23 protein-coding genes and 2 tRNA genes are annotated in these 25,874 nt (G+C 40.3%); 14 read left to right on the top strand and 11 right to left on the bottom strand.

What is annotated here, in order from left to right:
- Positions 1-112: 112 nt before the first annotated feature.
- Entirely contained in the window at positions 113-805 is a 693-nt protein-coding gene (locus PISS_RS09265) for a M48 family metallopeptidase (RefSeq protein ID WP_028835040.1), read from the top strand.
- A 25-nt stretch (positions 806-830) separates the two neighbouring features.
- Here PISS_RS09265 and PISS_RS09260 read toward each other — a convergent pair.
- Both PISS_RS09260 and PISS_RS09255 read right to left on the bottom strand, forming a co-directional pair.
- Positions 831-915, bottom strand: a tRNA-Tyr gene (locus PISS_RS09260).
- Between the two features lie 49 nt (positions 916-964).
- Positions 965-1,049: transfer RNA gene (locus PISS_RS09255), tRNA-Tyr, on the bottom strand.
- Between the two features lie 112 nt (positions 1,050-1,161).
- On the opposite strand from PISS_RS09255, the gene PISS_RS09250 reads away from it, so the two are divergent.
- Together PISS_RS09250 and PISS_RS09245 are read left to right on the top strand one after the other, a co-directional pair.
- On the top strand, positions 1,162-1,689 hold the full coding sequence (locus tag PISS_RS09250; RefSeq protein ID WP_058154866.1) for a VC2046/SO_2500 family protein: 528 nt from the start codon (positions 1,162-1,164) through the stop codon (positions 1,687-1,689).
- A 212-nt stretch (positions 1,690-1,901) separates the two neighbouring features.
- Positions 1,902-2,204 (top strand): DUF6172 family protein, encoded by a 303-nt coding sequence (locus PISS_RS09245; protein ID WP_058154864.1) that lies wholly within the window; start codon positions 1,902-1,904, stop codon positions 2,202-2,204.
- A gap of 67 nt (positions 2,205-2,271) precedes the next feature.
- Here PISS_RS09245 and PISS_RS09240 read toward each other — a convergent pair whose 3' ends face one another.
- The 3 genes from PISS_RS09240 to PISS_RS09230 form a co-directional block, all read right to left on the bottom strand.
- On the bottom strand, positions 2,272-2,748 hold the full coding sequence (locus tag PISS_RS09240) for a YchJ family protein (protein WP_058154862.1): 477 nt from the start codon (positions 2,746-2,748) through the stop codon (positions 2,272-2,274).
- 39 nt (positions 2,749-2,787) lie between these two features.
- The gene (locus tag PISS_RS09235; RefSeq protein WP_028835043.1) at positions 2,788-3,222 is read right to left on the bottom strand and encodes a SulA-like leucine-rich domain-containing protein; all 435 of its coding nucleotides are present in this window, start codon (positions 3,220-3,222) and stop codon (positions 2,788-2,790) included.
- A 322-nt stretch (positions 3,223-3,544) separates the two neighbouring features.
- Complete coding sequence (locus PISS_RS09230; protein ID WP_033104392.1) at positions 3,545-4,006, bottom strand: SEL1-like repeat protein; 462 nt, start codon at positions 4,004-4,006, stop codon at positions 3,545-3,547.
- Between the two features lie 118 nt (positions 4,007-4,124).
- On the opposite strand from PISS_RS09230, the gene PISS_RS09225 reads away from it, so the two are divergent.
- Positions 4,125-5,417, top strand: coding sequence for an NCS2 family permease (locus PISS_RS09225; protein ID WP_008113045.1), 1,293 nt, complete (start codon positions 4,125-4,127; stop codon positions 5,415-5,417).
- A 115-nt stretch (positions 5,418-5,532) separates the two neighbouring features.
- Here PISS_RS09225 and PISS_RS09220 read toward each other — a convergent pair whose 3' ends face one another.
- Entirely contained in the window at positions 5,533-6,288 is a 756-nt protein-coding gene (locus PISS_RS09220) for a hypothetical protein (RefSeq protein WP_013465225.1), read from the bottom strand.
- Between the two features lie 295 nt (positions 6,289-6,583).
- Between PISS_RS09220 and cysB the strand changes: the two genes are divergently transcribed.
- Positions 6,584-7,561, top strand: a complete 978-nt coding sequence (gene cysB / locus PISS_RS09215) for an HTH-type transcriptional regulator CysB (protein ID WP_008466190.1) — start codon at positions 6,584-6,586, stop codon at positions 7,559-7,561.
- A 265-nt stretch (positions 7,562-7,826) separates the two neighbouring features.
- Here cysB and PISS_RS09210 read toward each other — a convergent pair whose 3' ends face one another.
- From PISS_RS09210 to pabB, 3 genes are all read right to left on the bottom strand, one after another.
- Positions 7,827-9,203: an L-serine ammonia-lyase gene (locus tag PISS_RS09210; RefSeq protein ID WP_008112780.1), complete on the bottom strand. Its 1,377-nt coding sequence runs from the start codon at positions 9,201-9,203 to the stop codon at positions 7,827-7,829.
- A 101-nt stretch (positions 9,204-9,304) separates the two neighbouring features.
- Positions 9,305-9,880 (bottom strand): NUDIX hydrolase, encoded by a 576-nt coding sequence (locus tag PISS_RS09205; protein ID WP_008112778.1) that lies wholly within the window; start codon positions 9,878-9,880, stop codon positions 9,305-9,307.
- On the bottom strand, positions 9,873-11,231 hold the full coding sequence (gene pabB, locus PISS_RS09200; RefSeq protein WP_058154861.1) for an aminodeoxychorismate synthase component I: 1,359 nt from the start codon (positions 11,229-11,231) through the stop codon (positions 9,873-9,875). Before pabB ends, PISS_RS09205 begins: the two co-directional genes overlap by 8 nt.
- Before the next feature lie 166 nt (positions 11,232-11,397).
- On the opposite strand from pabB, the gene PISS_RS09195 reads away from it, so the two are divergent.
- From PISS_RS09195 to PISS_RS09170, 6 genes are all read left to right on the top strand, one after another.
- Complete coding sequence (locus tag PISS_RS09195; RefSeq protein ID WP_008112774.1) at positions 11,398-12,924, top strand: fumarate hydratase; 1,527 nt, start codon at positions 11,398-11,400, stop codon at positions 12,922-12,924.
- Between the two features lie 423 nt (positions 12,925-13,347).
- The gene (locus tag PISS_RS09190) at positions 13,348-14,388 is read left to right on the top strand and encodes a Leu/Phe/Val dehydrogenase (RefSeq protein ID WP_058154859.1); all 1,041 of its coding nucleotides are present in this window, start codon (positions 13,348-13,350) and stop codon (positions 14,386-14,388) included.
- A 150-nt stretch (positions 14,389-14,538) separates the two neighbouring features.
- The gene (locus PISS_RS09185; protein WP_058154857.1) at positions 14,539-15,201 is read left to right on the top strand and encodes a CatA-like O-acetyltransferase; all 663 of its coding nucleotides are present in this window, start codon (positions 14,539-14,541) and stop codon (positions 15,199-15,201) included.
- A gap of 116 nt (positions 15,202-15,317) precedes the next feature.
- The gene (locus tag PISS_RS09180; RefSeq protein WP_058154855.1) at positions 15,318-18,200 is read left to right on the top strand and encodes a ligand-binding sensor domain-containing diguanylate cyclase; all 2,883 of its coding nucleotides are present in this window, start codon (positions 15,318-15,320) and stop codon (positions 18,198-18,200) included.
- 94 nt (positions 18,201-18,294) lie between these two features.
- Complete coding sequence (locus PISS_RS09175; protein ID WP_058154854.1) at positions 18,295-19,119, top strand: M90 family metallopeptidase; 825 nt, start codon at positions 18,295-18,297, stop codon at positions 19,117-19,119.
- Positions 19,120-19,218: 99 nt separating this feature from the next.
- Positions 19,219-22,392: an amidohydrolase family protein gene (locus PISS_RS09170; protein ID WP_058154852.1), complete on the top strand. Its 3,174-nt coding sequence runs from the start codon at positions 19,219-19,221 to the stop codon at positions 22,390-22,392.
- Positions 22,393-22,454: 62 nt separating this feature from the next.
- On the opposite strand, the gene PISS_RS09165 is transcribed toward PISS_RS09170, so the two are convergent.
- The gene (locus PISS_RS09165) at positions 22,455-23,030 is read right to left on the bottom strand and encodes a TetR/AcrR family transcriptional regulator (protein WP_013465216.1); all 576 of its coding nucleotides are present in this window, start codon (positions 23,028-23,030) and stop codon (positions 22,455-22,457) included.
- Between the two features lie 101 nt (positions 23,031-23,131).
- On the opposite strand from PISS_RS09165, the gene PISS_RS09160 reads away from it, so the two are divergent.
- Positions 23,132-23,608: an HPP family protein gene (locus PISS_RS09160; RefSeq protein WP_058154851.1), complete on the top strand. Its 477-nt coding sequence runs from the start codon at positions 23,132-23,134 to the stop codon at positions 23,606-23,608.
- A gap of 32 nt (positions 23,609-23,640) precedes the next feature.
- On the opposite strand, the gene PISS_RS09155 is transcribed toward PISS_RS09160, so the two are convergent.
- Complete coding sequence (locus PISS_RS09155; protein WP_013465213.1) at positions 23,641-24,003, bottom strand: hypothetical protein; 363 nt, start codon at positions 24,001-24,003, stop codon at positions 23,641-23,643.
- Positions 24,004-24,153: 150 nt separating this feature from the next.
- Between PISS_RS09155 and PISS_RS09150 the strand changes: the two genes are divergently transcribed.
- Both PISS_RS09150 and PISS_RS09145 read left to right on the top strand, forming a co-directional pair.
- On the top strand, positions 24,154-24,906 hold the full coding sequence (locus PISS_RS09150) for a Nif3-like dinuclear metal center hexameric protein (RefSeq protein WP_058154849.1): 753 nt from the start codon (positions 24,154-24,156) through the stop codon (positions 24,904-24,906).
- A 343-nt stretch (positions 24,907-25,249) separates the two neighbouring features.
- Complete coding sequence (locus PISS_RS09145) at positions 25,250-25,825, top strand: DedA family protein (protein ID WP_058154848.1); 576 nt, start codon at positions 25,250-25,252, stop codon at positions 25,823-25,825.
- The last annotated feature ends 49 nt before the right edge of the window (positions 25,826-25,874 follow it).

The raw sequence follows: 25,874 nt of genomic DNA, 5'->3' as shown, positions 1-25,874 counted from the left end.
TAAATCCATTGTTATTAAAATGGCATTTAGTAGGGATTATTTATAGATTAGCCGTTATGGTACAAGGTAAAATAAAACCCAGTGGTTAATTATAAATAGGCAGCATTCATTGTTGGATTACACTTTAAAGCGTAGTAAGCGAAGAAAAACAGTGGCTATCAAAGTCGCACAACGTGAGCTTACGGTATATGCGCCCCATTTTGTAACGAAAACACAAATTAATGAATGGCTGTTAAGTAAACAGGACTGGATTGATGCTCAGTTACATAAGCAACAAATTCAAGCCGATACACGACAGTTTCCACTCAAAACCCAGAGTATTAAATTATTTAATGAAGCTGTTAATGTGCAATTTGAAAACGCAGTACGCACTCAATGGCAGCAGCACAATGAAAGCCAAACGCTGTTACTGAGTATTTCTTCACGTGTAAAGCATCAAACGCAAATGTATCAAAGTTTGCTAGAGCAGTTTTTGCATGAGAAATTAGAAAGCTATATTGAAATGCGAGTTAACGATTATTGTCAGCTGATGGGTGAAAAGCTACCGAGTAATATTCGTATTCAATTGTATAAACGTCGCTGGGGTAGTTGTAATCGCAGGCGTGAACTAACCTTCAACTTACACTTGGCAAGTGCACCGACATGGGTTATTGACTACGTGATTGTTCATGAATTAGCACATTTAAAATATTTAAATCACAGCGCTCAATTTTGGCAACGTGTGGGATTATTTTATTCAGATTATAAACAAGCAAGTAACTGGTTAAACAATCATGGTATGAGTTTACAGTGGGTATTTGAATAAAAAGAAATAAGGTAGAGAAGAGAAGTGGTGGAGGGAGCTGGATTCGAACCAGCGAAGGCTGAGCCGTCAGATTTACAGTCTGATCCCTTTGGCCGCTCGGGAACCCCTCCACACTAATTGTTATTGCATTTGGCCCCACTTAACTTAGCCTAAGAAAAGTGGTGGAGGGAGCTGGATTCGAACCAGCGAAGGCTGAGCCGTCAGATTTACAGTCTGATCCCTTTGGCCGCTCGGGAACCCCTCCAATGCAACGCGGCAGATAATAGCAAACTTCTTATTTAAGTAAAGAAAAAAGCTAAAGAAAATTCAAATTTAGCCGATAAATACTTATTAATTAGTTAAATAGGCTAAAGTCTATGCAGATTGGTGATTTGTTAATCACGGAGAGCCAGTTAAAAACGAGGCTTAACGAAAGTGTGCACGAAAACCGCCGAGGCGAGTTTGCACTTTTATTAGCAATGCTCTCTCACGATGCACTCGATTTTAGTGAATTCCACCTACCCAAAAGTGACACTAAGCATGATCAAGCTGATGAAAATGCTCTGCGTAAACAATTTGGCGCAGGTCCAAAGCAGCCATTAGCGCCAGATACCTTTAATATGTTAATTGGTAAAAATAACACAGAGCTTTTAGCAAAAATGGGAAGCGCTGTAGGGATGAGTGATATAAAGTTAACTCAGTGCTTAAAGCCTGAGCCATTTAATATTCGTGATGATAAAAACCACATTCCACTGACTGTCATTGATAACTGTGAATTAGCGGTACGTCGACGAATTCAAAATACCAACACCGAGTTATCAAACCCTCAAATGGATGCGGTGGCATTTTATGATGATTTACAAAATGAAGCTATCCACCAGCCATTACATTTGTTTAGTGCCTAATTATATGTGTTCAATTGCTGCTTTATACATGCCATTTGATTGTAATAAACTGTGTTTATAGTAGTAAGTAACTATTGGTTTTATAGGTGCTTTATTTTAATAACTGATTTAATATAAAAAAAGCATCCAAAATTTAAATGCAATTGCTATAATGGCGCAAATGGTATGACATTAAATGCCATTATCATTAAACCAAGGTAATTAGGAACGTAATGAAGAAAACATTCACGCTGAATCATGAGAAAATCAAATACCCTCGTATGGTTGATGCTGCAAAGCATGAAGTGAAAAAATATTTGAAAAGAGAACGTAATAAAACTTTACCTGTTGATGCCGACTACTGGGCATTTGATTGTAAGTTTGGTAACACGGCTGAAGAAGCCCAAGTGGTTCACGTTGCTGAAATTAACAATCACATCAGTGAAATTGAAAAGCAAGGTTTAACTTCTTTTTACTTAGAGATTTTAGCAAGACCTGCACAGCGTCAAGACCTCGATGAAGATGATGGCGAGTAAAACGCTAATTTGCGTTTAGTGTAGTTTTTGAAAATGGGCCTTGTGGCCCATTTTTTGTAGCTGTTATTTATACACTATGACACTTTTTATACTTTTTATTACTGCCGCAAGGGCACGTATCATTGCGCTTTACTTTAATATCGGCAACCGGTGTAATCTCACCATCAAGGTATCGCCATTGTCCATCTTCTTTAATAAACCTTGAATTTTCTGCCAACTCGCAATATAAATCTTGATAAAAGTAGTGAGCTTTAAATGTAACAAATCCTGTTTCATCATTATAACCAGAGTCTAATACGGTTAAGTTTATAAAACGGCAACTATTTGCAAAATCTTTAATTTCTGAAATTGAATTTTCAGCTTGTTTTTCTTTTGCATAACTTTCACGAACAAAAACCGCGTTTTTAACAGCATAAGCACTGTAGCGTGCACGCATAAGTTGCTCTGGTGTGTGTGGCTGTTTGGTTTTTAAATGAAAAGGCTCGCAGCAATCAGCATAAGGTTGCTGACTGCCACAAAAACATAATAGGGCGTTAGAAGTCATGATAAATGTACTGTGTATTAAAACGCTAGTTTATCAAGCTTATTGCGTAAGTGAAATCTCAGGGTGAGCGCTTTTTTTGCTAAAGCAATACAACTTAGTGCGCGTATGGCTCAAGTTTAATGATAACTGCGACAGTTGTTGGTTATTTATTATGTCAGTCCAGGTGATCACCGCGGCAAAATTTCCATTGTGAAGTGCAGAACTTAAAACATACTCTAAATTAACTAAATGCTTTTGACGAATAACCAGTAATTTACTGGTATCAATTGAGCATGAATCAAGTAGCGCTTTGCTCGGTACGTTATCTGGTGCTATTAACAGTGTCCATGCGTTTAGGCTGTTGTATTGGTGTAATACTTTTAATAACTCAAACGTTGCTGAAATTTCATCTTCAATTTGTACAACGTTAACACAATCTGATTGGTCATCTTGTTGATAGCTTTTAACTGTTCTTACGGTAATTGGCTGTAACATAATCTTCTCACTCACTGGGTTTTTATACAGTACATTCATACAGTAGTTTATACAGTTGTTTGGTGCAAGTGTTTTTTGCTATTTTTTTGTACAGTTATTCATCTTAAAACGCGACAGTTACTATAAATATATAAATAATCTATATATAACAATGGTTTAATTTTTATTGAAAGTTAATGCCCACAGAATTAATTTTAAGGCTGGGAGCAAATAAATACAGATGAACAGGGGGTATACAGTAGTTTAAATTAATTAAGCGTGCTTGTTTTGGCTATAAACGCTTAATTAATTTACAGATGAAATGAGTTTTAGGGCAGTGAAATTATTTTTCGCTACTAGAGGGGATCAAATGTGAGAATTGTAACTGGTGAATTTGTTCATACAGGCTGGCTGCGTAGCATTGAGCATCTTTAAGTCGTTTGGTACTAATATGTTTTCGTATATCGCTCATTGCTTCTATGGCAGGTTCATAGCCTTGACTACCGGCTAAGCTAAGCCACGCAGCACCATGAAATACACTTTGCGGCACACCTTGTCCTTTTATAAAAAACAGCCCTAAATAAAACTGCGCGCGATAATTTCCTGCCATTGCTGCCAAACGCATCCATTTTGCGGCTAAGGCGCCTTGTTCATTTTTAAGGTAATAAAGGGCTTTATTTAATGTGTCTTGATCGGTGTTTTTAGAGCTCGCAGGGAGATTTGCATCGCTTGGTTGCGTTACAAAAGAAAGAATGTTGTCTAATTGTTGCTCTAAGTCTTGGCCACTTGGTGTCGTTTTGATCATGCTACTTCGTTTGTTATTTTAATCACTTAGCTAGTTTAGTATATAGCAAGGTAAAATGTCCTGTAAAAAGTTATTTTTATGCTAAAATCTCGCCACTTTTTACAACCACAAGTTTATTATGCTCGAAGCCTTATTCAAAATCCGTGCAAATGATTCTTCGGTTCGCCGTGAATGTATTGCCGGTATGACTACATTTATTACGATGGTTTATATCGTATTCGTAAACCCAGCTATGCTTGCAGAAGCCGGTATGGACCAAGGTGCTGCTTTTGTTGCCACCTGTATTGCTGCTGCAATAGGGTGTTTTATTATGGGTTTGTGGGCCAATTATCCACTGGCATTGGCACCGGGTATGGGATTAAATGCATTTTTTACCTATGGTGTTGTATTAGGTATGGGTTATAGCTGGCAAGCTGCGTTGGGTGCGGTATTTATGTCAGGGTGTATATTTTTAATTCTAAGCTTATTTAAGGTGCGAGAGTGGATTATTAATGCAATCCCTCTGGTGCTCAAGCAAGCAATAGCAACGGGTATTGGCGCATTTTTAGCTCTCATCGCACTTAAAAGTGCCGGTATTATTGTATCAAGTCCTGCAACACTGGTGCAGTTGGGTGATATTACCTCGCCTGGTCCTTTATTGGCTATTTTCAGCTTTTTTGTTATTGCTGCACTGCTTTATCGCGATTTTAAAAGTGGCGTACTGATTAGTATTTTACTAGTCACCGCGATTGCTGTGTCTATGGGGTTAGTGGAGTATCATGGTGTTATTGCTATGCCACCTTCTATCATGCCGACCTTTATGCAACTGGACTTTAGTGCCGCGTTTGAACTGTCGATGTTGAGTGTTATTTTTGCGTTTTTATTCGTTGATTTGTTTGATACCTCAGGCACGTTAGTTGCGGTAACTCAGAAGGCTGGTTTAGCAGATAAAAACGGTAATATGCCGCGTTTAGGTCGTGCATTAAGCGCTGACAGCACAGCAACCATTGCAGGTGCAATGCTCGGTACTTCAACAACCACGTCATACATTGAGTCTGTTGCAGGTGTATCTGTTGGTGGTCGAACGGGTTTGACCGCTGTAGTTGTGGGTTGCTGCTTTTTACTGATGATGTTTTTTGCGCCTTTAGCTCAAATGGTGCCTGCATACGCAACCGCGGGAGCTATTTTATATGTATCTGTATTGATGCTACAAAACTTAAAGTTTGTGAATTGGGACGACATGACTGATGCAATTCCGGTGAGTGTTGTATTATTAATGACACCGCTGACTTTCTCAATTGCACACGGTATTGCACTTGGTTTTATTTCTTATACGGCGGTAAAAGTGCTGTGTGGCAAAAAAGATCAGGTAAGCATTAGTGTTTGGATTTTAACTGCCTTGTTTATTGTTAAGTTCGCATTTTTATCTTAATGCAGTCAGCTTGTTAGAATGTGTATATGTCCTAATATGTAAACACAAAGTGGGGCAAAATCCTATTCAAAAAAAAGCTCATGCAACTGCATGGGCTTTTTTATTTAGAAAGGAATTACCATTTCTTTTTAGGTGCAAATAATACGTCTAAATCATCTTGCTCTTGTTCGTTCTTTTTCTTCAATGATGTAGCATTTGATGCCTTGAGTTCATTACTTATCGTTTCAAGGTAGCCTTCAACTTCAGCTCGTTTTGCCGTAATGTAATCGTCATTAAATGAAACACTGTTAAGTGTGGCAGCTGCTTTTTCAAAGTACTGCCTAGCAGAGCCTATCATTCCAGCTGTTTGCGCTGATAACCCACGCTTTATTTGGCTTTCAATGTTGATTCTTAGTTGTAGCTTTTCAAGGCGTTTGTCTTCTGCAATAAATACCTGGCTGTCTACTTTGCCTTTATTATGCTCAGAACGAATAATAGTGCGTAACTTTTTAATGCCTTGTATCAGCGATATCAGTTGTTTGTCGTTGCCTGGTAATACAAAGCCATCTGAACCATCTTGAATTGGGTTTTGTAGTCGCTCTTTTGCTTCTTTTAAGCGGTTTTTTAGTCCACTACCTCCGCTTGAAATAGACACCATTTGACTGAGCGCATCATGAATTCGTCGTTGTAATATTCGCTGAGTTGCCTCTGAAAGTGGAATGTTGGCGCTATTCATTAATGCTTCTTCGGTTTCTTCAATGATTGCTTTTTGTTTTGTTAACTCTTTGCGTCGTTCAGCTTCTTGTTTTTCTTTGTGTTGCTGAACAGCACTAACCCATAGTGCAATGACTATAAGTGCAACAATTAATACAATTATAATGGAAACTATCATGTTATAATTCTCAAATTCTTAACCTTATTATCTAATCTTACATTAAATATATAAAAGGTGGGAAACTTTGCTCAGATTAACTGAAAAAAGCGTCACCATAAAGCGTTTAAATCTTAATATGTTATGTTTCGATTGCTGATAATCATTGCTACCTCAAGTTTATTTATTGTGTTAACCTGAAATTTCAACAAATTAATTGTTATATTATGTAACATTAATCAGCCTTTTATATAGCTACCTATAGTTAGGGTGCGCTTTTATCTGTCAATGTGAATTATAACGAAACTACATAGCCATGAAATTACAACAACTTAGATATATCGTAGAAGTTCAAAATCATAAATTAAATGTTTCAGCTACGGCTGAGAGTTTATTTACCTCCCAGCCTGGTATTTCTAAGCAAGTACGTATGTTAGAAGATGAGCTCGGTGTACAAATTTTTGGCCGCAGTGGTAAGCATTTAACTCATGTTACAGGCGCTGGCGAGGAAATCATTAACATATCACGCGAAATACTCTCAAAAGTTGAGGGTATTAAAGCGGTTGCGAATGAACATACGCTGCCCGATCAAGGCAAACTTAATATTGCTACCACGCATACACAAGCACGGTATGCGTTACCGAGTGTAATTAAAGGCTTTACTCAAAAATATCCTGCGGTATCACTGCATATGCATCAAGGTACACCACAGCAAATATCGGATGCAGCCGCTCGCGGTGATGCTGACTTTGCCATTGCCACAGAAGCGCTTCATTTATATTCAGATTTAGTAATGCTGCCTTGCTACCATTGGAATCGTAGTATTGTGGTTGCTAAAGATCATCCCCTTGCGAAAAAAGTGGATAATTTAACAGTGGCTGATATAGCCCAATACCCACTCATTACTTACGTATTTGGCTTTACAGGTCGTTCGGAGCTCGACAAAGCATTTAATGCTTACGGATTAGAGCCACATATTGTATTTACTGCCACCGATGCCGATGTCATTAAAACGTATGTGCGTTTAGGGCTAGGTGTGGGTGTGGTTGCATCTATGGCAATTGATCAGGTAAACGACAGCGACTTAGTGTGCATTGATGCTAGCCATTTATTTGAGGCGAGCACGACTAAAATTGGTTTTAGAAAGGGCAGCTTTTTACGCACCTACATGTATGACTTTATCGAACGTTTTGCACCGCATTTAACTAAAGAGCGAGTAGAGCGTGCGAGTTTACTGCGAAATCAAGAAGATGTTGATAAGTTATTTGCTGATATTGAACTTCCTGTAAAGTAACGGCCATAAACAGCAATGAAAAGCCGCTTAGTTTTGCAACTAAGCGGCTTTTTTTGTGCTATGTAATTAACCTGAACTGTGGATAATAAATTCATCTTAAGCAGCTATTTTCAGCGCTAACTGCGTTGAATTTACTTGCAATAGGCTAGCTATTGACGCGTAATTTCGCCTTGTTTTCACTAAAAATCTCTAGCTAGAGAAAATAAACATAAATATCATTTTGATTCAATATGTTAGTAAATCTCTTAACCAGAGTTCAGGTTAATTAGCACTCGATAATATTAACGGCCAGTCCACCGCGAGCGGTTTCTTTGTATTTTGTTTTCATATCGTTACCCGTATCGAGCATGGTTTTTATTACTTTATCCAGCGATACTTTTTGCTCACCACTACCGCGTATAGCAAGGCGCGACGCATTAATTGCTTTAATAGCGCCCATTGCATTACGTTCAATACAGGGGACTTGCACTAAGCCGCCAACAGGGTCACAGGTTAACCCTAAGTTATGTTCCATACCAATTTCAGCGGCATTTTCTACGTGTACAACGTTACCACCAACAATTTCAGTAAGTGCGCCTGCGGCCATTGAACAAGCAACACCGACTTCGCCCTGGCAACCCACTTCAGCACCAGAAATAGAGGCATTCTTTTTATATAAAATGCCTATTGCAGCGGCAGTTAATAAGTAGCGGGTAGCAATATCACGGTCTACTTCTTTAATAAAAGTATGATAATACATTAATACTGCAGGTAAAATTCCGGCTGCGCCATTTGTGGGGGCAGTTACTACACGTCCTCCGGCTGCATTTTCTTCGTTTACAGCTAATGCGAATAAATCAACCCAGTCCATGGCGCGCAGCGGATCGTTACTGACTTCTACATTAAGCTTTAAATATAAGCTTGGCGCACGGCGTTTTACTTTTAATCCGCCAGGTAAAATACCTTCGGTGCGCATACCTCGCTCAATACAGGCTTTCATTACTTGCCAAATATTAAATAGCTCATCTTTAATGGCTTCTTCACTGCGTAACGTTTTTTCGTTTTTCATCATTAACGTTGATACGCTGTAACCCGACTCTTTACACATTTCGAGTAATTCTTTAGCCGAGCCAAACGGGAACGGGGCTGGGTTTTCTTCACGGATATCTAAAGCGGCTTGTTTTTCTTTTTCAAACTCTTCATCCGTAACAATAAATCCGCCACCAATAGAGTAGTAAACTTTGCTATATACTTTTTCGCCATTGTTATAGGCAATAATTTCCATTGCGTTGGAATGTTTAGGGAGTGTCTTTCTGCGATGAAAAACAATCGCGCCCTGCTTAGGGAATTTAGCTTTGTGAGTTTGGTTCAGGTAAATAACCTGTTCTTTTTCAATTTTAGCGAGTATGTCATCCACTAAATCGGCATCAATGGTTTCAGGATCATACCCTGCTAAGCCAAGTATCACTGCTTTACCAGAGCCGTGGCCAACACCTGTTTGGCCAAGCGAGCCGTAAAGCTCTACTTTTACATCGGTCACATTTGCTAATAGTTGTTGTTCGTTTAGGTCATTAACAAATAAGCGTGATGCACGCATTGGGCCAACGGTATGTGACGATGAAGGGCCAATACCAATGCTAAACATATCAAATGCACTGATCATAATGTGTGTCTCTACTTAGTTTTCTCAGCATTAAGCTGTTCTTTGAACGGTCGACTATAATAACGTGGAAACGCAGGTGTGTAACCCTTATTAGTAAAGATTTAAACTGGTATGGCGAGTTGTTTTGTAAAGTTTTTAATAATGCTGGCTGTGGCTCCCCACAAAAGCCCGTGTGGGGTGATAAAGCCATTTAAGGTAATGATTTTTCCACCTCGTTCAAAGGGCAAAGGTTGCCAGTTAGCCGCGTTATTCAGCGCTTTTATAGAGAGTAAAAAGCTAGCTTGCACTTCGTTGTGGTCGTTTTCCCACACTGTTTCTTTTTTAATTAAGCCTACAAAGGGGCGTATAGTAAATCCGGTCAGGGTTGAATATTCAGGTAACTGACCTAACACATGGACATTTTGCGGGGCAATATTAAGCTCTTCATGTAATTCACGCAGTGCGGTGGTGCGTAGGTTAACATCATCAATTTCAAACTTGCCACCCGGTAAACAAATCTCCCCAGGGTGGTGATGAAGGTAGGTTGGTCGCTTACACAATAAAATATGTGCTTCGTTATCTATATCAATCAATGGCAGCATTACTGCGCTTGCGCGCTTTTTTTTATTATCTTTGAGCTGATCCACGGCTAAACTGCGGTTTAATTGAAAACGAGCCGAAATGGTTTCACTATTCAAAGCGACCTTCATTTAATATAGGAAGTATTTTATTTACTTTATCGTAAGTTTCTTGATATTCCAATTCGACTTTTGAATCAGCAACAATACCACCCCCAGCCCAACAATATATTTGTTGTTGATGTGTGACTAAAGTTCGAATAGTAATACTGGTATCCATATTGCCGCAGCCACTAATGTAACCAATAGAGCCACAATAAATGCTACGTCTATGTGGCTCTAGTTCTTCTATTATTTCCATGGCACGGACTTTTGGTGCGCCTGTAATTGATCCACCGGGAAACGCAGCTTCCAGCTGATCAACCGCTGTTTTTCCCTCATCAAGGGTTGAGGTGACCGTACTTACTAAATGATGTACCGCCGGAAAACTTTCAATAGCAAATAATGAGGGCACAATAACCGAGCCCGGTTTAGCGACTTTTCCTAAATCATTTCGCAGCAGGTCCACTATCATGACATTTTCGGCGCGGTCTTTATTCGAATTTGCCAGCAAGGTCGCTTGTTTTGCATCCTCAAGGGCATCTGCTTTGCGAGGTAAAGTCCCTTTAATGGGTTTTGTTTCTACTTTATTGTCGTGTACTGCAATAAAACGCTCGGGTGAGATTGACAAAATAGCGCCCTGAGGATGATTAATAAAACTAGAAAAAGGCGCTTTATTAGCCTGAGTTAATTTAACATAGGCGCTCCAAGGCGAGCCTTGGTAATGTGCGCTAAAACGCTGCGCTAAGTTAATTTGATAGCAATCACCACTTTTTAGGTATTCTTCAATCGCGGCAAACTTTTCGCTATAGCTAGTCTGACTCATATTTGACTGCCACGGTGATGTAAGCGAAAAGCTTTCATGTTTAGGTGGTTGCGCTAAATATTGCTGATATAGCCAAAGGCGGTCTACATTGGGCTGCGAAACATAAAACCACGTGCGCAGTTGTTTATCGTAAATCAGTGCATCGAGGTAAAGTCCAACCGCCATTTGCGGTAAATTTATGTCGTGTAAAGCGCTGCTTGGTAGTTGCTCTATAGTACGGCCTAAGTCATAGCCAAAATAACCCAGCCAGCCACCATTAAAAGGTAAGTTGTTGGCGGCTTTAGTGCTGTCTAACTTTGCCAGTTCATTATTCATTATTTCAAAGCAGCTTTTTATGTTTGGCTGGTTATTAAAAACAGTTTGATTATTTTTAACTTCCAGGGTGCTTTGAGGTTCAATCGCAATCATGTCAAAACGACTGTTAATGTGATCGCTATCACCCGAATCTAGCAAAATAGCGTAGGGTAAATGAGCAAAATGCGAAAATACCTCTATACAATTTTGTGATATGGCTAATTCAACACAATTTTTTTTATTGTTTAGCATTTACTACCCCTTTAAGAACTGGCTCGAAACGGGCTGGGAGGGTATCATAAGTCAAATTTTTTTGGCAGCGTTTAGTGAGCGCTGTGGTTGAAAACAGTTCGAACCACCGTCACGGGTTTGATAAAGCTTACGTGCAGCGTGCGCAACAACAACTTAAGGAACCACTATGAGTACAATTCGTCAGCAAGACTTTATTGATAGCATCGAAGATGCCTTGCAATACATCTCGTTTTACCATCCTCTTGATTTTGTTCAAGCGCTAGAAAAAGCGTATAACAAAGAGCAAAGCAAAGCCGCTAAAGATGCGATTGCACAAATCTTAATTAACTCGCGTATGTCGGCAGAAGGTAAGCGCCCGCTGTGTCAAGATACCGGGATAATCACCTGTTTTGTAAAAGTAGGTATGGATGTTAATTGGGATAAAACCGATTTAACAGTACAACAAATGGTTGATGAGGGGACGCGCCGTGCGTACTTAAATCCAGATAACCCATTGCGCGCATCGATTGTTGCCGACCCTGCGGGAACACGTAAAAATACTAAAGATAATACGCCATCAGTGGTACACATTGACTTAGTTGCTGGCGATAAAGTTGAAGTAATGGTGGCTGCTAAGGGTGGTGGCTCAGAGAACAAAAGTAAAATGGTGATGTTAAACCCATCTGACGATGTGGCCGAGTGGGTAGAAAAAACGCTACCAACAATGGGGGCGGGTTGGTGTCCACCAGGCATGCTAGGTATAGGTATTGGTGGCACGGCAGAAAAAGCAGCGGTCATGGCGAAAGAGTCATTAATGGATCCGGTTGATATTCATGAACTAATTGAGCGCGGCGCAGAAACAACAGAAGAAAAACTGCGTTTAGAAATCTTTGAACGTGCGAATAAGTTAGGTATTGGTGCGCAAGGCCTTGGCGGTTTAACCACGGTTGTTGATATTAAAATTAAAACGGCGCCAACTCACGCGGCTTCAAAGCCAGTGGTTATGATCCCAAATTGTGCTGCTACGCGCCACGTACACTTTACGCTTGATGGTTCAGGCCCTGCGAATTTAAAAGCACCTAAATTAGAAGATTGGCCAGAAGTGACTTTCGAAGTCGGTGAGGGTACACGCCGTGTTAATTTAGATACCCTGACTAAAGAAGACACTAAAGAATGGAAAATGGGTGAAACCGTTTTACTATCAGGTACTATTTTAACGGGTCGAGATGCTGCTCATAAGCGTCTGCAAGATATGATCAACTCAGGGGAAGGTTTACCTGAAGGTGTTGATTTTGATAACAAGTTTATTTACTACGTTGGTCCTGTGGATGCAGTAGGCGATGAAGCAGTAGGTCCTGCTGGCCCGACAACGGCTACTCGTATGGATAAATTTACCGACATGATGTTAGAAAAAACAGGCATCGTGGGAATGATTGGTAAAGCTGAACGAGGCCCAGCAACGGTTGAATCTATTAAAAAGCATCAGTCAGTGTATTTAATGGCTGTAGGTGGTGCGGCATACTTAGTATCTAAAGCGATTAAAAAAGCACGTGTTGTTGCGTTTGAAGATTTAGGTATGGAAGCTATCTACGAATTTGAAGTAGAAGATATGCCAGTAACGGTTGCCGTTGACAGTGAGGGTGCAAATGCCCACACCCAAGGTCCTGCAATTTGGAAAGCAAAAATTGAAGAACTAGACAGCAAGATGAAGTAAATTTGCGAAGTAATCATAAAAGCGAGCACCCTGTGCTCGTTTTTTTATTTTTAAATTTGCAGATACTTATACACCTCAGACCAGTTTGTGCTATATAGGCAGTTTTTGTATAAGCCATTGTATTTTATGAGCTAGTGTTCTTTTTCAAGATGTACGATTAAGTTTACATATAAATTCAGAGTGACGTTCACGTAAGCGTAAGCTTTAAATGTGATGGCGTTCTTAGCTTTTATATTTAATAAAATTATTATTATTGATTTTTTTATGCATTTCTAACGCAATAAGTCGTTTTGTTTTTCAGTTGAGTGCGGTTTATGTGGTTTATCTACTCATAGTATAGCGAACCAGTATCTGAAGTGATAAAGTCTCGTCAATTTGTAGCGTGCTTGCCCATAAGGGCCCATTATTTTCGGAGTATTTAAAGTGGTTGTATTTAATCAAGTTGAATTTGATAACCATGAACAAGTGGTTTTTTGTTCAGACAAAGCGTCTGGTTTAAAGGCCATTATTGCGGTACATAACACAAACTTAGGCCCAGCTGTAGGCGGTTGTAGAATGTGGGATTATGCCAACGATGAGGATGCAGTATACGATGTATTGCGTCTATCAAAAGGGATGACCTATAAAAATGCTGTGGCACGCTTGCCATTTGGTGGTGGTAAGTCAGTTATTATTGGTAATGCCAAAGAAATCAAATCAGAGCAGTTATTTCGCGCATTTGGTCGCCAGTTAGAACGACTAAATGGTAGCTACTACTCAGCAGAAGATGTAAACATTACCTGTGATGATGTGGCGTTAATGAACAAAGAAACAAATTACGTGCTAGGCCTTGAAGGAAAAAGTGGTAACCCTTCGCCGTTTACAGCCTATGGTACGTTTTTGGGCATGAAAGCAGCGCTTAACCATCAACGCGGTATTAAAGACTTTTCTGGTATTAAAGTTGCGGTGCAAGGTTTAGGTGCAGTAGCTTATGGATTATGTAAACATTTAGCACAAGCCGGTGCAGAATTATTTGTTACTGATATTAACCAAGCTGCAGTTGAGCGTGTAGTAAACGACTTTGGTGCAACAGCGGTTGGTATTGATGAAATATACGACTTAGATGTTGATGTATATGCGCCTTGTGCGTTAGGTGCCACTATCAATGACACAACAATCCCTCGCTTAAAAGCGACTATTGTTGCAGGTTGTGCAAATAATCAGCTTGCAGAGTCACGCCATGGTGAAATTTTACGTGAAAAAGGTATTTTATACGCACCAGATTATGTAATAAATGCAGGCGGTATTATTAACGTGTATTACGAAACAGCGCCTGAAGGTTACAGTAAAGAGGCGTCTAATAAACACGTAGAGAAAATTTTCGATACATTAAGCGAAATCTTTACCCGCAGTGAAAAAGAACAAAAATCAACGCATTTAATTGCTGATGAGCTTGCTCAAGAAATTATTGAAAACGGACTTTAAGTTTTTATTTAGTTCAAAAAAGGAGCGACTATCGCTCCTTTTTTTATGCCTATATAAGACTTTGGTATAACTACACCCAAAGCATCATTTTAATTAATGCGAATATAGGCAAAGCGAGGTAAAATTTTACTTTTGCTCTGTGTATACTTTATGTCTTCTGCCGATATATCTTTTCGGGCTATTGATTTTGATCAGTGGCCGCGCAAACAACATTTTGAATTGTTTCAAAACTTCACTCAGCCTTATTTTAATGTGTGTGTAAAGCTCAGTGCTAAAAAGTTATATACCGCGTGTAAACAAACTAATCGTGCTTTTTTTCATGGTTATGTTTATTGCTTATTAAAAGCATGTCATGAGTATGAGCCGATGATGCTGCGTATTGTTAATCAAAAACCTTATTATTTAAACACCACGCGCGCGAGTGTGGTTGAGCTTGCCGATGATGATTCGTTTCGTTTTAGTTATTTTAAACAACATAACTCGTTAAATGAGTTTGCAAATAAAGCAAAAGCGATTAGTCATAAAGCAAAGTTAAACCCGCTGTTTTCTGATGCGTTTGCGGCAACTGAAGGGCAAGCAGATTTAATTCATGTTTCTGTATTACCTTGGTTAAACTTTAGCAGCTTTTCGCATGCATTTACCCACGGTCAAAGTAATGGTATTCCTAAATTTGTGTTTGGCCAATACAACACTGAGACAGGTAAAATGCCGCTTGCTATTGATGTTCATCATGCGTTGTTGGATGGGCTTCATGTCGCTAAATTTATAAAGCAATTGCAGTATACATTTGATAATTTAAGTAATAATAATTAATGAAAAAGTTGTAAATTTTATGTTATTATTTGCCAGCAGTGCTTTTAACTTAAATTGTCACTCTAAACTTACCCAAATATAAAAATTAATAATTATAATTATAAAGGCAATATCTGATGAATCGCTTAGTGATTTTATGTATTTTGTTGGTGATTTTTTCTGTTGACGCACAACAGCAGACTCGTTTGCCGTTACGTGATTATTTTTTTGAAACTTGGAATACACGTACGGGTCTTCCTCACAATAGCATTAATAGCCTTGCACAAACACAAGATGGGTATCTATGGGTGGGTACTTGGGAAGGACTTGCCCGCTTCAATGGCCAAGAGTTTAAGTTATTTACTCGCTCCGAAATTACTGACTTGCCTGACTCAGGCGTACGTGCGCTAACCCCTACATCTGATGGCGGTTTACTTATTGCAGGGGCGCGCGGCGGTATTAGCTTATATCAACATCGCCAATGGGACACGCAACCACCTGCCCAAGCTATGGTTAATCATATATTTAAAAGTAAAAATGATAACTTGTGGCTAGCGCTTGAGAATGATGGTGTGTTTTATCGTTCAGCTAGTAGCACTCAAGACATCCCAATAATACAAAATGTCAGTGCGTATCGAATCATTGAAGACCCCAAGGGGGTTATATGGGCGGCGACCAGTGATGGCCTGTATAAAATAGTCAACTACAAACCCACTTTGATGACGCCACAACAAGGGTTACCAGATGCTCCCGTATATACCTTATTAATCACCCGTGAAGGTCGACTCATTATAGGAAGTGAAAGAGGGGCACGAATCCTTAATGGTGGGCTATTTGAATCGCCTCACCCACAACTCGACGCGGAATCTATTTCCAGTTTGTTAGAAGATGATCATGGGGATCTGTGGCTTGGTACCATTAATAAAGGTGTTTTTAGGCTTAGCGGCGATGGTTTAGAGCAATTAGATGCTAAAAATGGTTTACCCGCTAACCGTATTCTTTCTTTGTTACAAGACAGAGAAAATAGTATTTGGGTAGGCACCAATGCTGGTGTATTTAGGTTAAGAGAAGCGCCGTTTTCATCGTGGGGCAAAAAGCGAGGCTTATCTAGCGATTATGTGCGTACGGTATTGTCACATTCTGATGGCAGTTTATGGATAGGCGGAAGCACGGGGTTAGATCGGCTGCAAAATAATCAGGTCAGCCATATTAAAGGCACTAAACAAGGCTCGCCATATTCAGTATTAAGCTTACTAGAGCAAAACCAAGGTGATGTCTGGGTAGGCACATACACCTCGGGTGTTTTAAAAGTGGTTAATAACGAACTCATACCTTATTTAAACCGTGATAATGGCTTAGGTAGTAATGAAGTAAGATCTTTACTTTTTGATTCAAAAAATCGCTTATGGATAGGCTCGGCCATGGGGCTGACACGCGTTAATACCGACGGTAGCTTAAACCAATTTACTAATGAAAAAGAGCTGCCGAGTGGGTTTATTTTAGCCTTGAGTGAAGATAACTCAGCTAATATTTGGGTAGGAACCGGTAATGGGGTCGTGGTTTATGACACTCAAACTGATGTGTTTAATCCTGTTGAGTTTCCTGCTGAATTTGCCGCCCAATATGCGTTTGGCTTTTACATTGACGATAAATACACGTGGATGGCTACCGATCGCGGCTTAGTTCGTTATCAGCATTCAAACGCAAAGATGACTATTTTAGGGCGTGAATTAGGTTTACCCGTTGATAAGCTTTTTCAAATTGTGCCGTTTAAAGACTCACTTTGGCTATCAAGTAACCGTGGCATTATTGAAGTCAATTATAAGCAGGTAAATGAGCTGCTTGATTCAAAATCTAACAATAGAGGTACGCTCGCCTTTCAATTATACGATGAGGGTGATGGCATGCTCAGTGCACAAGCAAATGGCGGTTCAACCCCCTCTGCAACCGCTCATTCAGATGGCACAATTTGGTTTGCTACCGCAAAAGGAGTGAGTACAGTAAAACCGGAGCGCTTAAAAGAAGCCACTCAAATAGCATTGCCAACGATTGTTGAAAGCTTTTCTGTTGATGGTAAACCAACGTCGTTACCTATAGACGGTGAAACTATCATTTTACCACCAGGGGTGACGCGCTTGTCATTTCAATACGCGGGACTGAGCTTTATTATGCCGCAGCGATTAAACTTTCAAACAAAATTGGAAGGCTTTAATAACGAATGGATCAACCGTCAACACATAGCGACTGCTGAATACACTAACTTACCTGCGGGCAAGTATTCTTTTGCTGTACGTGCAGCCTATCCAAATACTGATTGGCAACAAAATCACAAAGTCGTTAACTTTGAAATTCAATCGCACTTTTGGCAAAAAACAAGCTTTAAGTTGTTTATGTTTTTTCTTTTTGTGGTGGTGATATATAGCGCTTATCGCTACCGCTTATATCGTTATAAACAAGTTGAAAAGGAATTAACGAGTCGAGTGGTGAAGCAAACGCAAGCACTGCAAGAGCAAGCCAGTGCCTTTGCGTATCAAGCCACACACGATCAGCTTACCGATTTACCGAATCGCCGCGCATTTGATGGCTGGCTGGCGGATAACTTTTCAGACTTTAAAGCATGTAATAAATCACTTGCTATCGCTATTATGGATATTGATCACTTTAAACGGATTAACGATGGTTGGTCACACCTCATAGGTGATCAGGTTATATGTGAAGTAGCTAACATTCTTAAAGCGCACTGCGAAGGTGAGCAAGAGGTAGCTCGCTGGGGCGGCGAAGAGTTTACTTTTGTGTTTCCTGATACGAGTGCAGTGCAGGCACAAGAAATGTGCGAGAAGTTACGCAAATGTATTGAAAATAAAAACTTTTCAAATATCGCAGAAGGCCTCAGCGTAACCGTGAGTTTTGGTGTTTCTGACTCTGGTGATGTTGATGATTATGACCGATTATTATCACGGGCTGACCAAGCTTTGTATAAGGCAAAAAACAATGGCCGAAATCGAACTGAAGTGATGTGATTGAAAAACAGCCTCACTGCACCCATTACTATTTTAATAATACGGGCGCAGTATTTTGGCGTTAAAGCTAAATGGTTTGATTTAGGACGACCCAATGATAAATGGGCTATTAATTTTTGTTTTAATTGTATTTATTATAATGTTTTGGCGCTGGCCTGATATTCAAAATGCCGTGTGGCACCGTAAATACAGTGATTTATTGTTAAATGAGCAACAACACACGTTGTTACTGCGTGCTATGCCCATATACAACAAAATGACCGATGCAGAGCGAGCCAAGTTAGCATCCCATATTGTGTGGTTTTTAAATGAAAAGCGTTTTGTTGGCTGCGATGGGTTGCAACTAACGGAGGCAATGAAACTCATTATTGCCGCCGATGCCTGCTTGCTGGTGCTTAACAAGCCTTGGCCTTTGTATAAAAACGTAAAAGAAATTTTACTCTACCCCAGCGCGTATTACGCGCCCCAATCAAGCCGCGATAACGCAGGCCTTGTCAGTTTTCATAATACAGTAAGGCAAGGTGAATCGTGGCCGGGGGGAACATTGGTGCTTAGCTGGCATGATGTGCTTGAGGGCAACCGCTTACCCAGTGATGGGCATAACTTAGTGTTTCATGAATTTGCACATCAACTTGATCAAGAAACCGGTAAAACCACCGGCACGCCACTACTTGCATCACAGGCAAAATACCAACAATGGGGCAGAGTGTTTAGCCGAGCGTTTTCGCAGTTAAAAACCCATGTTGCTTATAGTATGCCGCATGTAATACATAGCTATGGAGCCACCAATGAGGCTGAGTTTTTTGCGGTGATCACCGAAACATTCTTAGAGAAACCCGCCGATTTACGCCGTGAAGACCCTGAAATTTACCATTTGCTAGTGGATTTTTATCAATTTGATCCTATTGTTTGGCACTAATTTTATGCACTTCATCCTATTACGCTGGTAACTTGCTGGCGTTTTTGTTGCAATCATGTAATAGATCAACACACAGCAACAATAATAAGTGAGATAAGCATGAAAAAAATGCTGCAAACAGCACTCGCGTTATCGGTTTCATTGACATTAGGCCACGCACACGCAGAGCAAACAGATGAAAAAAAATGGCAAGTTGATTCACCTAAAGGGCAATTTGTTGATGCATCTATTAGTGTAGAGCAAGGCACATGGATGAATGTCGATATAAGTCCTGACGGAGAAACCTTAGTATTTGATTTACTGGGCGATATTTACACCATGCCAATGAGTGGTGGTAAAGCGACTAAAATAACCTCAGACATTGCATGGCAAATGCAGCCGCGCTTTAGCCCAGATGGCAAGCACATTGCTTTTACATCAGATCAAGGCGGTGGTGACAATATTTGGATAATGGATGTTAACGGCGAAAACCAAACCGCCGTTACTGACGAAACATTTAGATTACTCAATAGCCCTGCGTGGAGCCCTGATGGCGATTATTTAGTTGCACGTAAGCATTTTACCGCCAGTCGCTCGCTAGGTGCGGGTGAAGTTTGGCTTTATCACAAAGCCGGCGGTAAAGGGGTACAACTGACTAAACGTGAAAACGATCAAAAAGATTTAGGTGAACCCATGTTTTCACCGGATGGTCGGTATGTTTATTTTTCTCACGATGCAACCCCGGGTAAAACTTTTCATTATTCAAAAGACTCTGTTGCCGGTATTTATAAAATTAAGCGTTATGACCGTGAAACAGGCGACATAGAAACCATTATAAGTGGCATGGGCGGGGCAATAAGACCGACGCCGTCGCCAGATGGTAAAAAACTAGCGTACATAAAGCGTGATGACTTTCAAACCAGCCTGTACTTATATGATTTAACCAGTGGTGAGCATACTAAGCTATACGACAAGCTAGAGCGCGATATGCAAGAAACGTGGGCGATTCATGGCGTATATCCGACTATTGCGTGGACCCCAGATAACGAAGAGCTGGTATTTTGGGCTGGCGGCACCCTTCATAAACTCAATGTCGATGATAAATCAGTTAGCGATATTGCATTTAAAGTAGACACCACGAAAAAAATTCAAAAAGCAGTGCGTTTTACTCAAAATATCGACACTGATGAGTTTGATGTAAAAATGCTGCGTAATGTGCAAATTAGCCCTGACGGTGAAACTGCACTTTTTGAAGCATTGGGCTATATTTACAAGCGCGACTTAGAATCAGGAAAAATAAAGCGCTTAACTAAGCAAACCGATCATTATGAGTTATTCCCGCAGTATTCTCGTGATGGCAAAAACATTGTCTACACCACGTGGGATGATAACGAACAAGGCACCGTGCGTGTCGTCTCTGCACGCAGTGGTCGTGGCGACACTATTACACAAGAGCCGGGAAAATACGTAGAGCCAACATTTAGTCCAGATGGCAAAACCGTGGTGTATCGTAAAGCCAGCGGCGGCAGCATTTTAAACCCTAAGTGGTCACTGCATCCTGGGGTATACAGTGTTAGTGCTAAAGGCGGAAAAAGTGAGCTCATTTCTAAAAGTGGCTATCAACCTCAGTTTGGCAGTGCCAACGATCGTGTTTATATTATGAGCCCATGGCCTAAGCCGACATTAAGTGTGGTAGAGCTTGAAAGTAAAAAAGTACGTAAACTGTATGAGTCAGAGCACGCCACTGAATTTAGAGTCTCTCCAGATGGTGAGTATTTAGCTTTTGCTGAGCGCTTTAAAGTATTTGTTACTCCATTTGTAGAGCGCGGCAAAACGATAAATATTGGGCCCAAAGACAGTCAATTTCCAATTGAGCAGCTATCTGTACGCGCCGGTGAAAACATTAGCTGGAGTGCCAACAGCAATAAACTGTATTGGACACTGGGGCCTGAGCTTTACCATGCCAGTTTAGAGGGTATGTTTGCGATTAATAAAGCGGATGATAAAGACGTTAAAGTAAAAAGCGGTACTAACATCGGCTTTAGTAAAAAAATGGCTGAACCGCAGGGCATGATTGCATTAACTGGCGCTAAAATTATTACCATGGAGGGTGAAAAGGTCATTGAAAATGGCGTTATTGTTACCGATGGCAAACATATCAAAGCCATTGGTACTGCTGCTGATGTGAGCATTCCTAAGGGGGCAAAGGTCATTGATGTAACAGGTAAAACAATTATGCCTGGCATTGTAGATGCCCATGCTCATGGCTCACAAGCCAGTGATGAAATTATCCCGCAGCAGAACTGGAAAAACTTAGCAGGTCTTGCGCTGGGTGTTACTACTATTCACGACCCATCAAACGACACCACTGAAATATTTACCGCGAGTGAAATGCAAAAAGCGGGGATGATCGTTGGTCCGCGTATTTTCTCTACCGGTACTATTTTATACGGCGCGAATATGCCTGGGTATACCTCGCATATTGACTCATTAGATGATGCTAAATTTCATTTAGAGCGTCTTAAAAAAGTGGGTGCGTTTAGTGTTAAATCGTATAACCAGCCGCGCAGAGAGCAGCGTCAACAAGTTATAGAAGCAGGGCGAATGCTTGAAATGATGGTAGTCCCTGAAGGGGGGTCATTATTACAACATAACTTGAGTATGGTAGTCGATGGCCATACAGGCATTGAGCATTCAATTCCTGTTGAACATATTTATGACGATATTAAGCAGCTATGGTCACAAAGTGATGTAGGCTACACACCTACATTGGTGGTTGCCTATGGCGGTATTTGGGGTGAAAACTACTGGTATGATAAAACGGACGTATGGAATCATCCTCGTTTAAGTAAATTTGTGCCTAAAAACCAATTATTACCGCGCTCAATGCGCCGAGTTAAAGCACCCGATCATCACTATAATCACTTTAACAATGCTCGCGTAGCGGCTGAGTTACAAGATTTAGGTGTACTTGTTAATTTGGGGGCGCATGGTCAACGTGAGGGGTTAGGTGCGCATTGGGAAATGTGGATGTTTGCCCAAGGCGGCATGACGCCACTGGAAGCAATTAGAGCATCGACACTCGATCCGGCAAAATATTTAGGCCTAGATAAAAATGTGGGTTCATTAGAGGTCGGTAAACTGGCAGATTTAATGGTTATTGATGGCGACCCACTGAAAAACATTCGTGATTCAGACAAAATTGATTACACCATGATCAACGGCCATTTGTTCGACGCAGCCACTATGAACGAAGTAGGCAAAAAACAGCGTGAACCATTATTTTTTGAATAATGCAGCCATTTTTTAGTTAATAAGCGGCTATTTAGCCGCTTTTTTTATACTGTATTACCTATTTAACTAACCGCTACTATCGCTTTTAAAATATTATCACTAGGTGGAGTCACTGTTACATCATGCATCACCCTCGCTCTACATATATAACCTTCCTTTAAAATAAGTAAGTGTTGCGTGGCTTCAATTGCTTTTTCTCTATTGTGAGCAAATTCAGGTGTTTCTAAAAGAGCTGATAGTATGATCTCAAAGTTCGCTTGCTTGTGCTGTTTGCAAAGTTTGGCAATAGGGTCGTTCTCTACAGGGTACTCAGCTGCAGTATTAATAAAAAAACAGCCATTAAAACACCCTAACTCTGAAACCTCATTATTAATCCACTTTTTCAGTCCGGCAAAAATTGCCTGTGCGACTAACATAGCACTTGGTTGTATACATATTTTTTTAAGCCAAGCGTTAAAGCAGATGTCACGTGAGACTAAACAAGCACAAATAAGCGCGTCTTTGCTTTCAAAGTGCTTATATAAGGTTTTTTTTGCAATGCCCGATACAGCTAAAATTTCATTAATACCAACAGCGTGTATACCCTTTTTATAAAAAAGACTCAGTGCCGTACTGATTATTTGTTGTTGTTTATCCATGATATTCCAAATTTGAGCAGTAAAAACACAGCTTGACATAGGTAGACCGACTTGTCTATATTGTAGGTGTAGACAAGTCGGTCTACTTTTGAGGAGGTAATATGCATAGTGAGCAAATAAAGTCGGCATTAATCGCAGGTGTTTTTTCTACTTTTGTTTTGGGGTTTTTGGCGTGGCTAAATTATATGGGTGATTACGGTATTTGGTTAATGGCGCCATTCGGCGCAACAGCTGTACTTGTTTTTGGCGTACCGCAGAGCCCGTTAGCTATGCCAAAAAACGTAATAGGGGGGCATATGCTGACCGCAATGATTGGGGTTGCTTTTAGCTACTATAGTGCTGATAGTGCGATTATGATTGGGCTGGCTGTGGGTATTGCTATAACATTAATGATAATCACAAAAACTATTCACCCTGCTGCCGGCGCAAACCCTATCTTAATTATTGAGTCTGGCCAAAGTTGGGATTTTTTAATAATGCCAGTACTGGCAGGAACTGTATTCATAGTTTTGTCTGGCTTTGTTGCGAGGTGGATTATTCAATACTTGATGGATAATAAATATAAAAAAACCGCTTAACGCGGTTTCTTTTATACAAAGCACTCAGCTGATCAAACAACACCGCGAGGTAGGCGGCAATCGTGATCTTTGCGAGCAAGCTCAACTATCCAAAGCTCTTCTGCTGTGTAGCCTTCTTCGTTTTGTTTGATCACGGTGAAAGGCGCTTTTTTCTGTGCTTTTACAGGAGCAGCTTTTTTAGTTTTTTTAGCAGGTGCTTTTACTGCAGCTTTTTTTGTAGACTTACCAGAGCTTAATTCTTTAGTCAGCTCTGCTACATCAGCTAGGCGCATGTTCTTGCCGCCATCAATGCTATACCAGCCAGGTTTAGTTGTTATTTCAGGTTTTTTACCGTTGGCAGCTTCATATGCAGCTTCAAAGGCAGATAACACTTCTGTTTTGTCTAGTTTGCTCATCAGAGACCCTATACGTTGTTTACACAGATAAAGAAGAGGTATTTATACCTATTTTAGAACTGTTTTTCAATTTTTTGCGATTTTCCTTTCATTTTTAGTGCATAACCGCCAAAATTTGTACAAAATTCAGTGCAAAGTAAGGTAAGTAGTATGCAACGTAGAGAATTTAATCAATTATTAAACACCCTGTTAAAGCCAGAAACCATTAACGATTTTTGTCCAAACGGGCTTCAGGTAGAAGGTAAAGATGAGATACGCACCATAGTAACGGGTGTAACAGCAAGCCAAGCACTTATTGATGCCGCGATTGAAAATAATGCTGATGCTATTTTGGTACACCATGGCTATTTTTGGAAAGGCGAGTCACAACCTATCACTGGCATGAAAAAACGTCGTGTGGCTGCGCTTTTAGCTAACGACATCAATTTATTTGCCTATCATTTGCCGTTAGATATTCACCCTGAAATGGGTAATAACGCACAGCTGGCGCAATTGCTCGATATTGAAATTGAAGCAGGCCTTGAGCCAACTAACAACAGTGTAGCGATGAAAGGGCGTTTAAAAACGCCGCTAACGGGCAGTGAATTTGCCAAAAAAATAAGCCAAGTGCTTAAGCGCGAGCCACTAACGAGTTTAGTACGTACTGATAAAATTGAAACCATCGCTTTGTGTACAGGTGGCGGGCAAGGGTATATCGACTTAGCAGCCGAGCAAGGTATTGATGCTTACTTAACTGGTGAGGCATCAGAGCAAACCATTCACAGCTCACGCGAGCAAAATATCGACTTTTTTGCCGCTGGTCATCACGCTACCGAGCGCTACGGTATTAAAGCGTTGGGTGAATACCTTGCCGATAAACATGGCTTTGATGTGACATTTATTGACATAGACAATCCTGTGTAAACACCTAGCTTAAAAGTAATTTTATAAATAACCTACTTGTAACGTATTTCGGGTAGGTTATTTAAAATATAGCGTTCTAAATAGCTAATTTAGCAAACTATGGTAAGTCAGTATGTTGATTTTTTATATACCCGCATACCCTTTTATCCTTTTTGTGAGTTAATTATTTTTGGTTTATGCATCCCAAAAATTTAATAAACGTAATAGATATAAACCTACGCTTAAAATCATAATTACATCCATTCTTATATTGCAAAAAACACAGATCTTTCGCTGTACTTACCTCGTTTAAATTACAATGTTACTTTGCTTGCTACTAAGGTAGTTACTTTAAAGGAGTGAAATGGAAGGGGTATTAGCTTTAATTGAGCAGTACGGGTTGTTGGTTTATCTGTTACTTTTTGGTTATTGTGCGTTAAAAAGTGGATGGCTACCTTTGTTCGCAGGCTATGCTGCACATACTGGCGCACTAGATGTTGGTTTTGTTGCTTTGGCTGCTTTTATGGGTGGCTACTTGGGCGATGAATTACGTTTTGCTTTAGCAAGAGCGTATGGCGCGGCATGGCTTGAAAAACCAGGCCGCCTTGGTCGATTATTCAAAACAGCCAGTGAGCTTGCTGAACGCCATGGCACAGCCTACATTTTTTTATATCGTTATCCTAAAGGATTACGCACGATTGGTGCCCTTCCCGTAGGGCTTACAGCAATTAGTTGGCGCCGTTTTAGTGTGTTAAATGGATGCTCTGCACTGCTATGGGTTATTGTTTTAGTCGGTGGAGGCTACATTTTCGGTGCTACTTTTGATGCTTTAGGTGTTGAGAATTTAACAGCACTAAGTCTGCTATTTCTTTGCGTATTTTCAGTAACACTGTACCGGCTTTGGAATAAAACAGCTGAGGTTAAAGCTCACCAAGAATAACAAAACAGCCAACGCTATTTTTTAGTTAAAGATGTTATTTTAGTCAAAC

The organism is Pseudoalteromonas issachenkonii (assembly GCF_002310795.1).
Taxonomy (GTDB): Bacteria; Pseudomonadota; Gammaproteobacteria; order Enterobacterales; family Alteromonadaceae; genus Pseudoalteromonas; species Pseudoalteromonas tetraodonis.
The sequence above is the reverse complement of the archived record's forward strand: the minus strand, read 5'-3'. Positions and strand labels throughout refer to the sequence as shown.

Bases quoted from the DNA above. Each gene is read 5' to 3' on its own strand.
- PISS_RS09250 (WP_058154866.1), top strand. From the start codon at position 1,162: ATGCAGATTGGTGATTTGTTAATCACGGAGAGCCAGTTAAAAACGAGG.
- PISS_RS09245 (WP_058154864.1), top strand. From the start codon at position 1,902: ATGAAGAAAACATTCACGCTGAATCATGAGAAAATCAAATACCCTCGT.
- PISS_RS09240 (WP_058154862.1), bottom strand. From the start codon at position 2,748: ATGACTTCTAACGCCCTATTATGTTTTTGTGGCAGTCAGCAACCTTAT.
- PISS_RS09235 (WP_028835043.1), bottom strand. From the start codon at position 3,222: ATGTTACAGCCAATTACCGTAAGAACAGTTAAAAGCTATCAACAAGAT.
- PISS_RS09230 (WP_033104392.1), bottom strand. From the start codon at position 4,006: ATGATCAAAACGACACCAAGTGGCCAAGACTTAGAGCAACAATTAGAC.
- PISS_RS09225 (WP_008113045.1), top strand. From the start codon at position 4,125: ATGCTCGAAGCCTTATTCAAAATCCGTGCAAATGATTCTTCGGTTCGC.
- PISS_RS09220 (WP_013465225.1), bottom strand. From the start codon at position 6,288: ATGATAGTTTCCATTATAATTGTATTAATTGTTGCACTTATAGTCATT.
- cysB (WP_008466190.1), top strand. From the start codon at position 6,584: ATGAAATTACAACAACTTAGATATATCGTAGAAGTTCAAAATCATAAA.
- PISS_RS09210 (WP_008112780.1), bottom strand. From the start codon at position 9,203: ATGATCAGTGCATTTGATATGTTTAGCATTGGTATTGGCCCTTCATCG.
- pabB (WP_058154861.1), bottom strand. From the start codon at position 11,231: ATGCTAAACAATAAAAAAAATTGTGTTGAATTAGCCATATCACAAAAT.
- PISS_RS09195 (WP_008112774.1), top strand. From the start codon at position 11,398: ATGAGTACAATTCGTCAGCAAGACTTTATTGATAGCATCGAAGATGCC.
- PISS_RS09185 (WP_058154857.1), top strand. From the start codon at position 14,539: ATGTCTTCTGCCGATATATCTTTTCGGGCTATTGATTTTGATCAGTGG.
- PISS_RS09180 (WP_058154855.1), top strand. From the start codon at position 15,318: ATGAATCGCTTAGTGATTTTATGTATTTTGTTGGTGATTTTTTCTGTT.
- PISS_RS09175 (WP_058154854.1), top strand. From the start codon at position 18,295: ATGATAAATGGGCTATTAATTTTTGTTTTAATTGTATTTATTATAATG.
- PISS_RS09170 (WP_058154852.1), top strand. From the start codon at position 19,219: ATGAAAAAAATGCTGCAAACAGCACTCGCGTTATCGGTTTCATTGACA.
- PISS_RS09165 (WP_013465216.1), bottom strand. From the start codon at position 23,030: ATGGATAAACAACAACAAATAATCAGTACGGCACTGAGTCTTTTTTAT.
- PISS_RS09160 (WP_058154851.1), top strand. From the start codon at position 23,132: ATGCATAGTGAGCAAATAAAGTCGGCATTAATCGCAGGTGTTTTTTCT.
- PISS_RS09155 (WP_013465213.1), bottom strand. From the start codon at position 24,003: ATGAGCAAACTAGACAAAACAGAAGTGTTATCTGCCTTTGAAGCTGCA.
- PISS_RS09150 (WP_058154849.1), top strand. From the start codon at position 24,154: ATGCAACGTAGAGAATTTAATCAATTATTAAACACCCTGTTAAAGCCA.
- PISS_RS09145 (WP_058154848.1), top strand. From the start codon at position 25,250: ATGGAAGGGGTATTAGCTTTAATTGAGCAGTACGGGTTGTTGGTTTAT.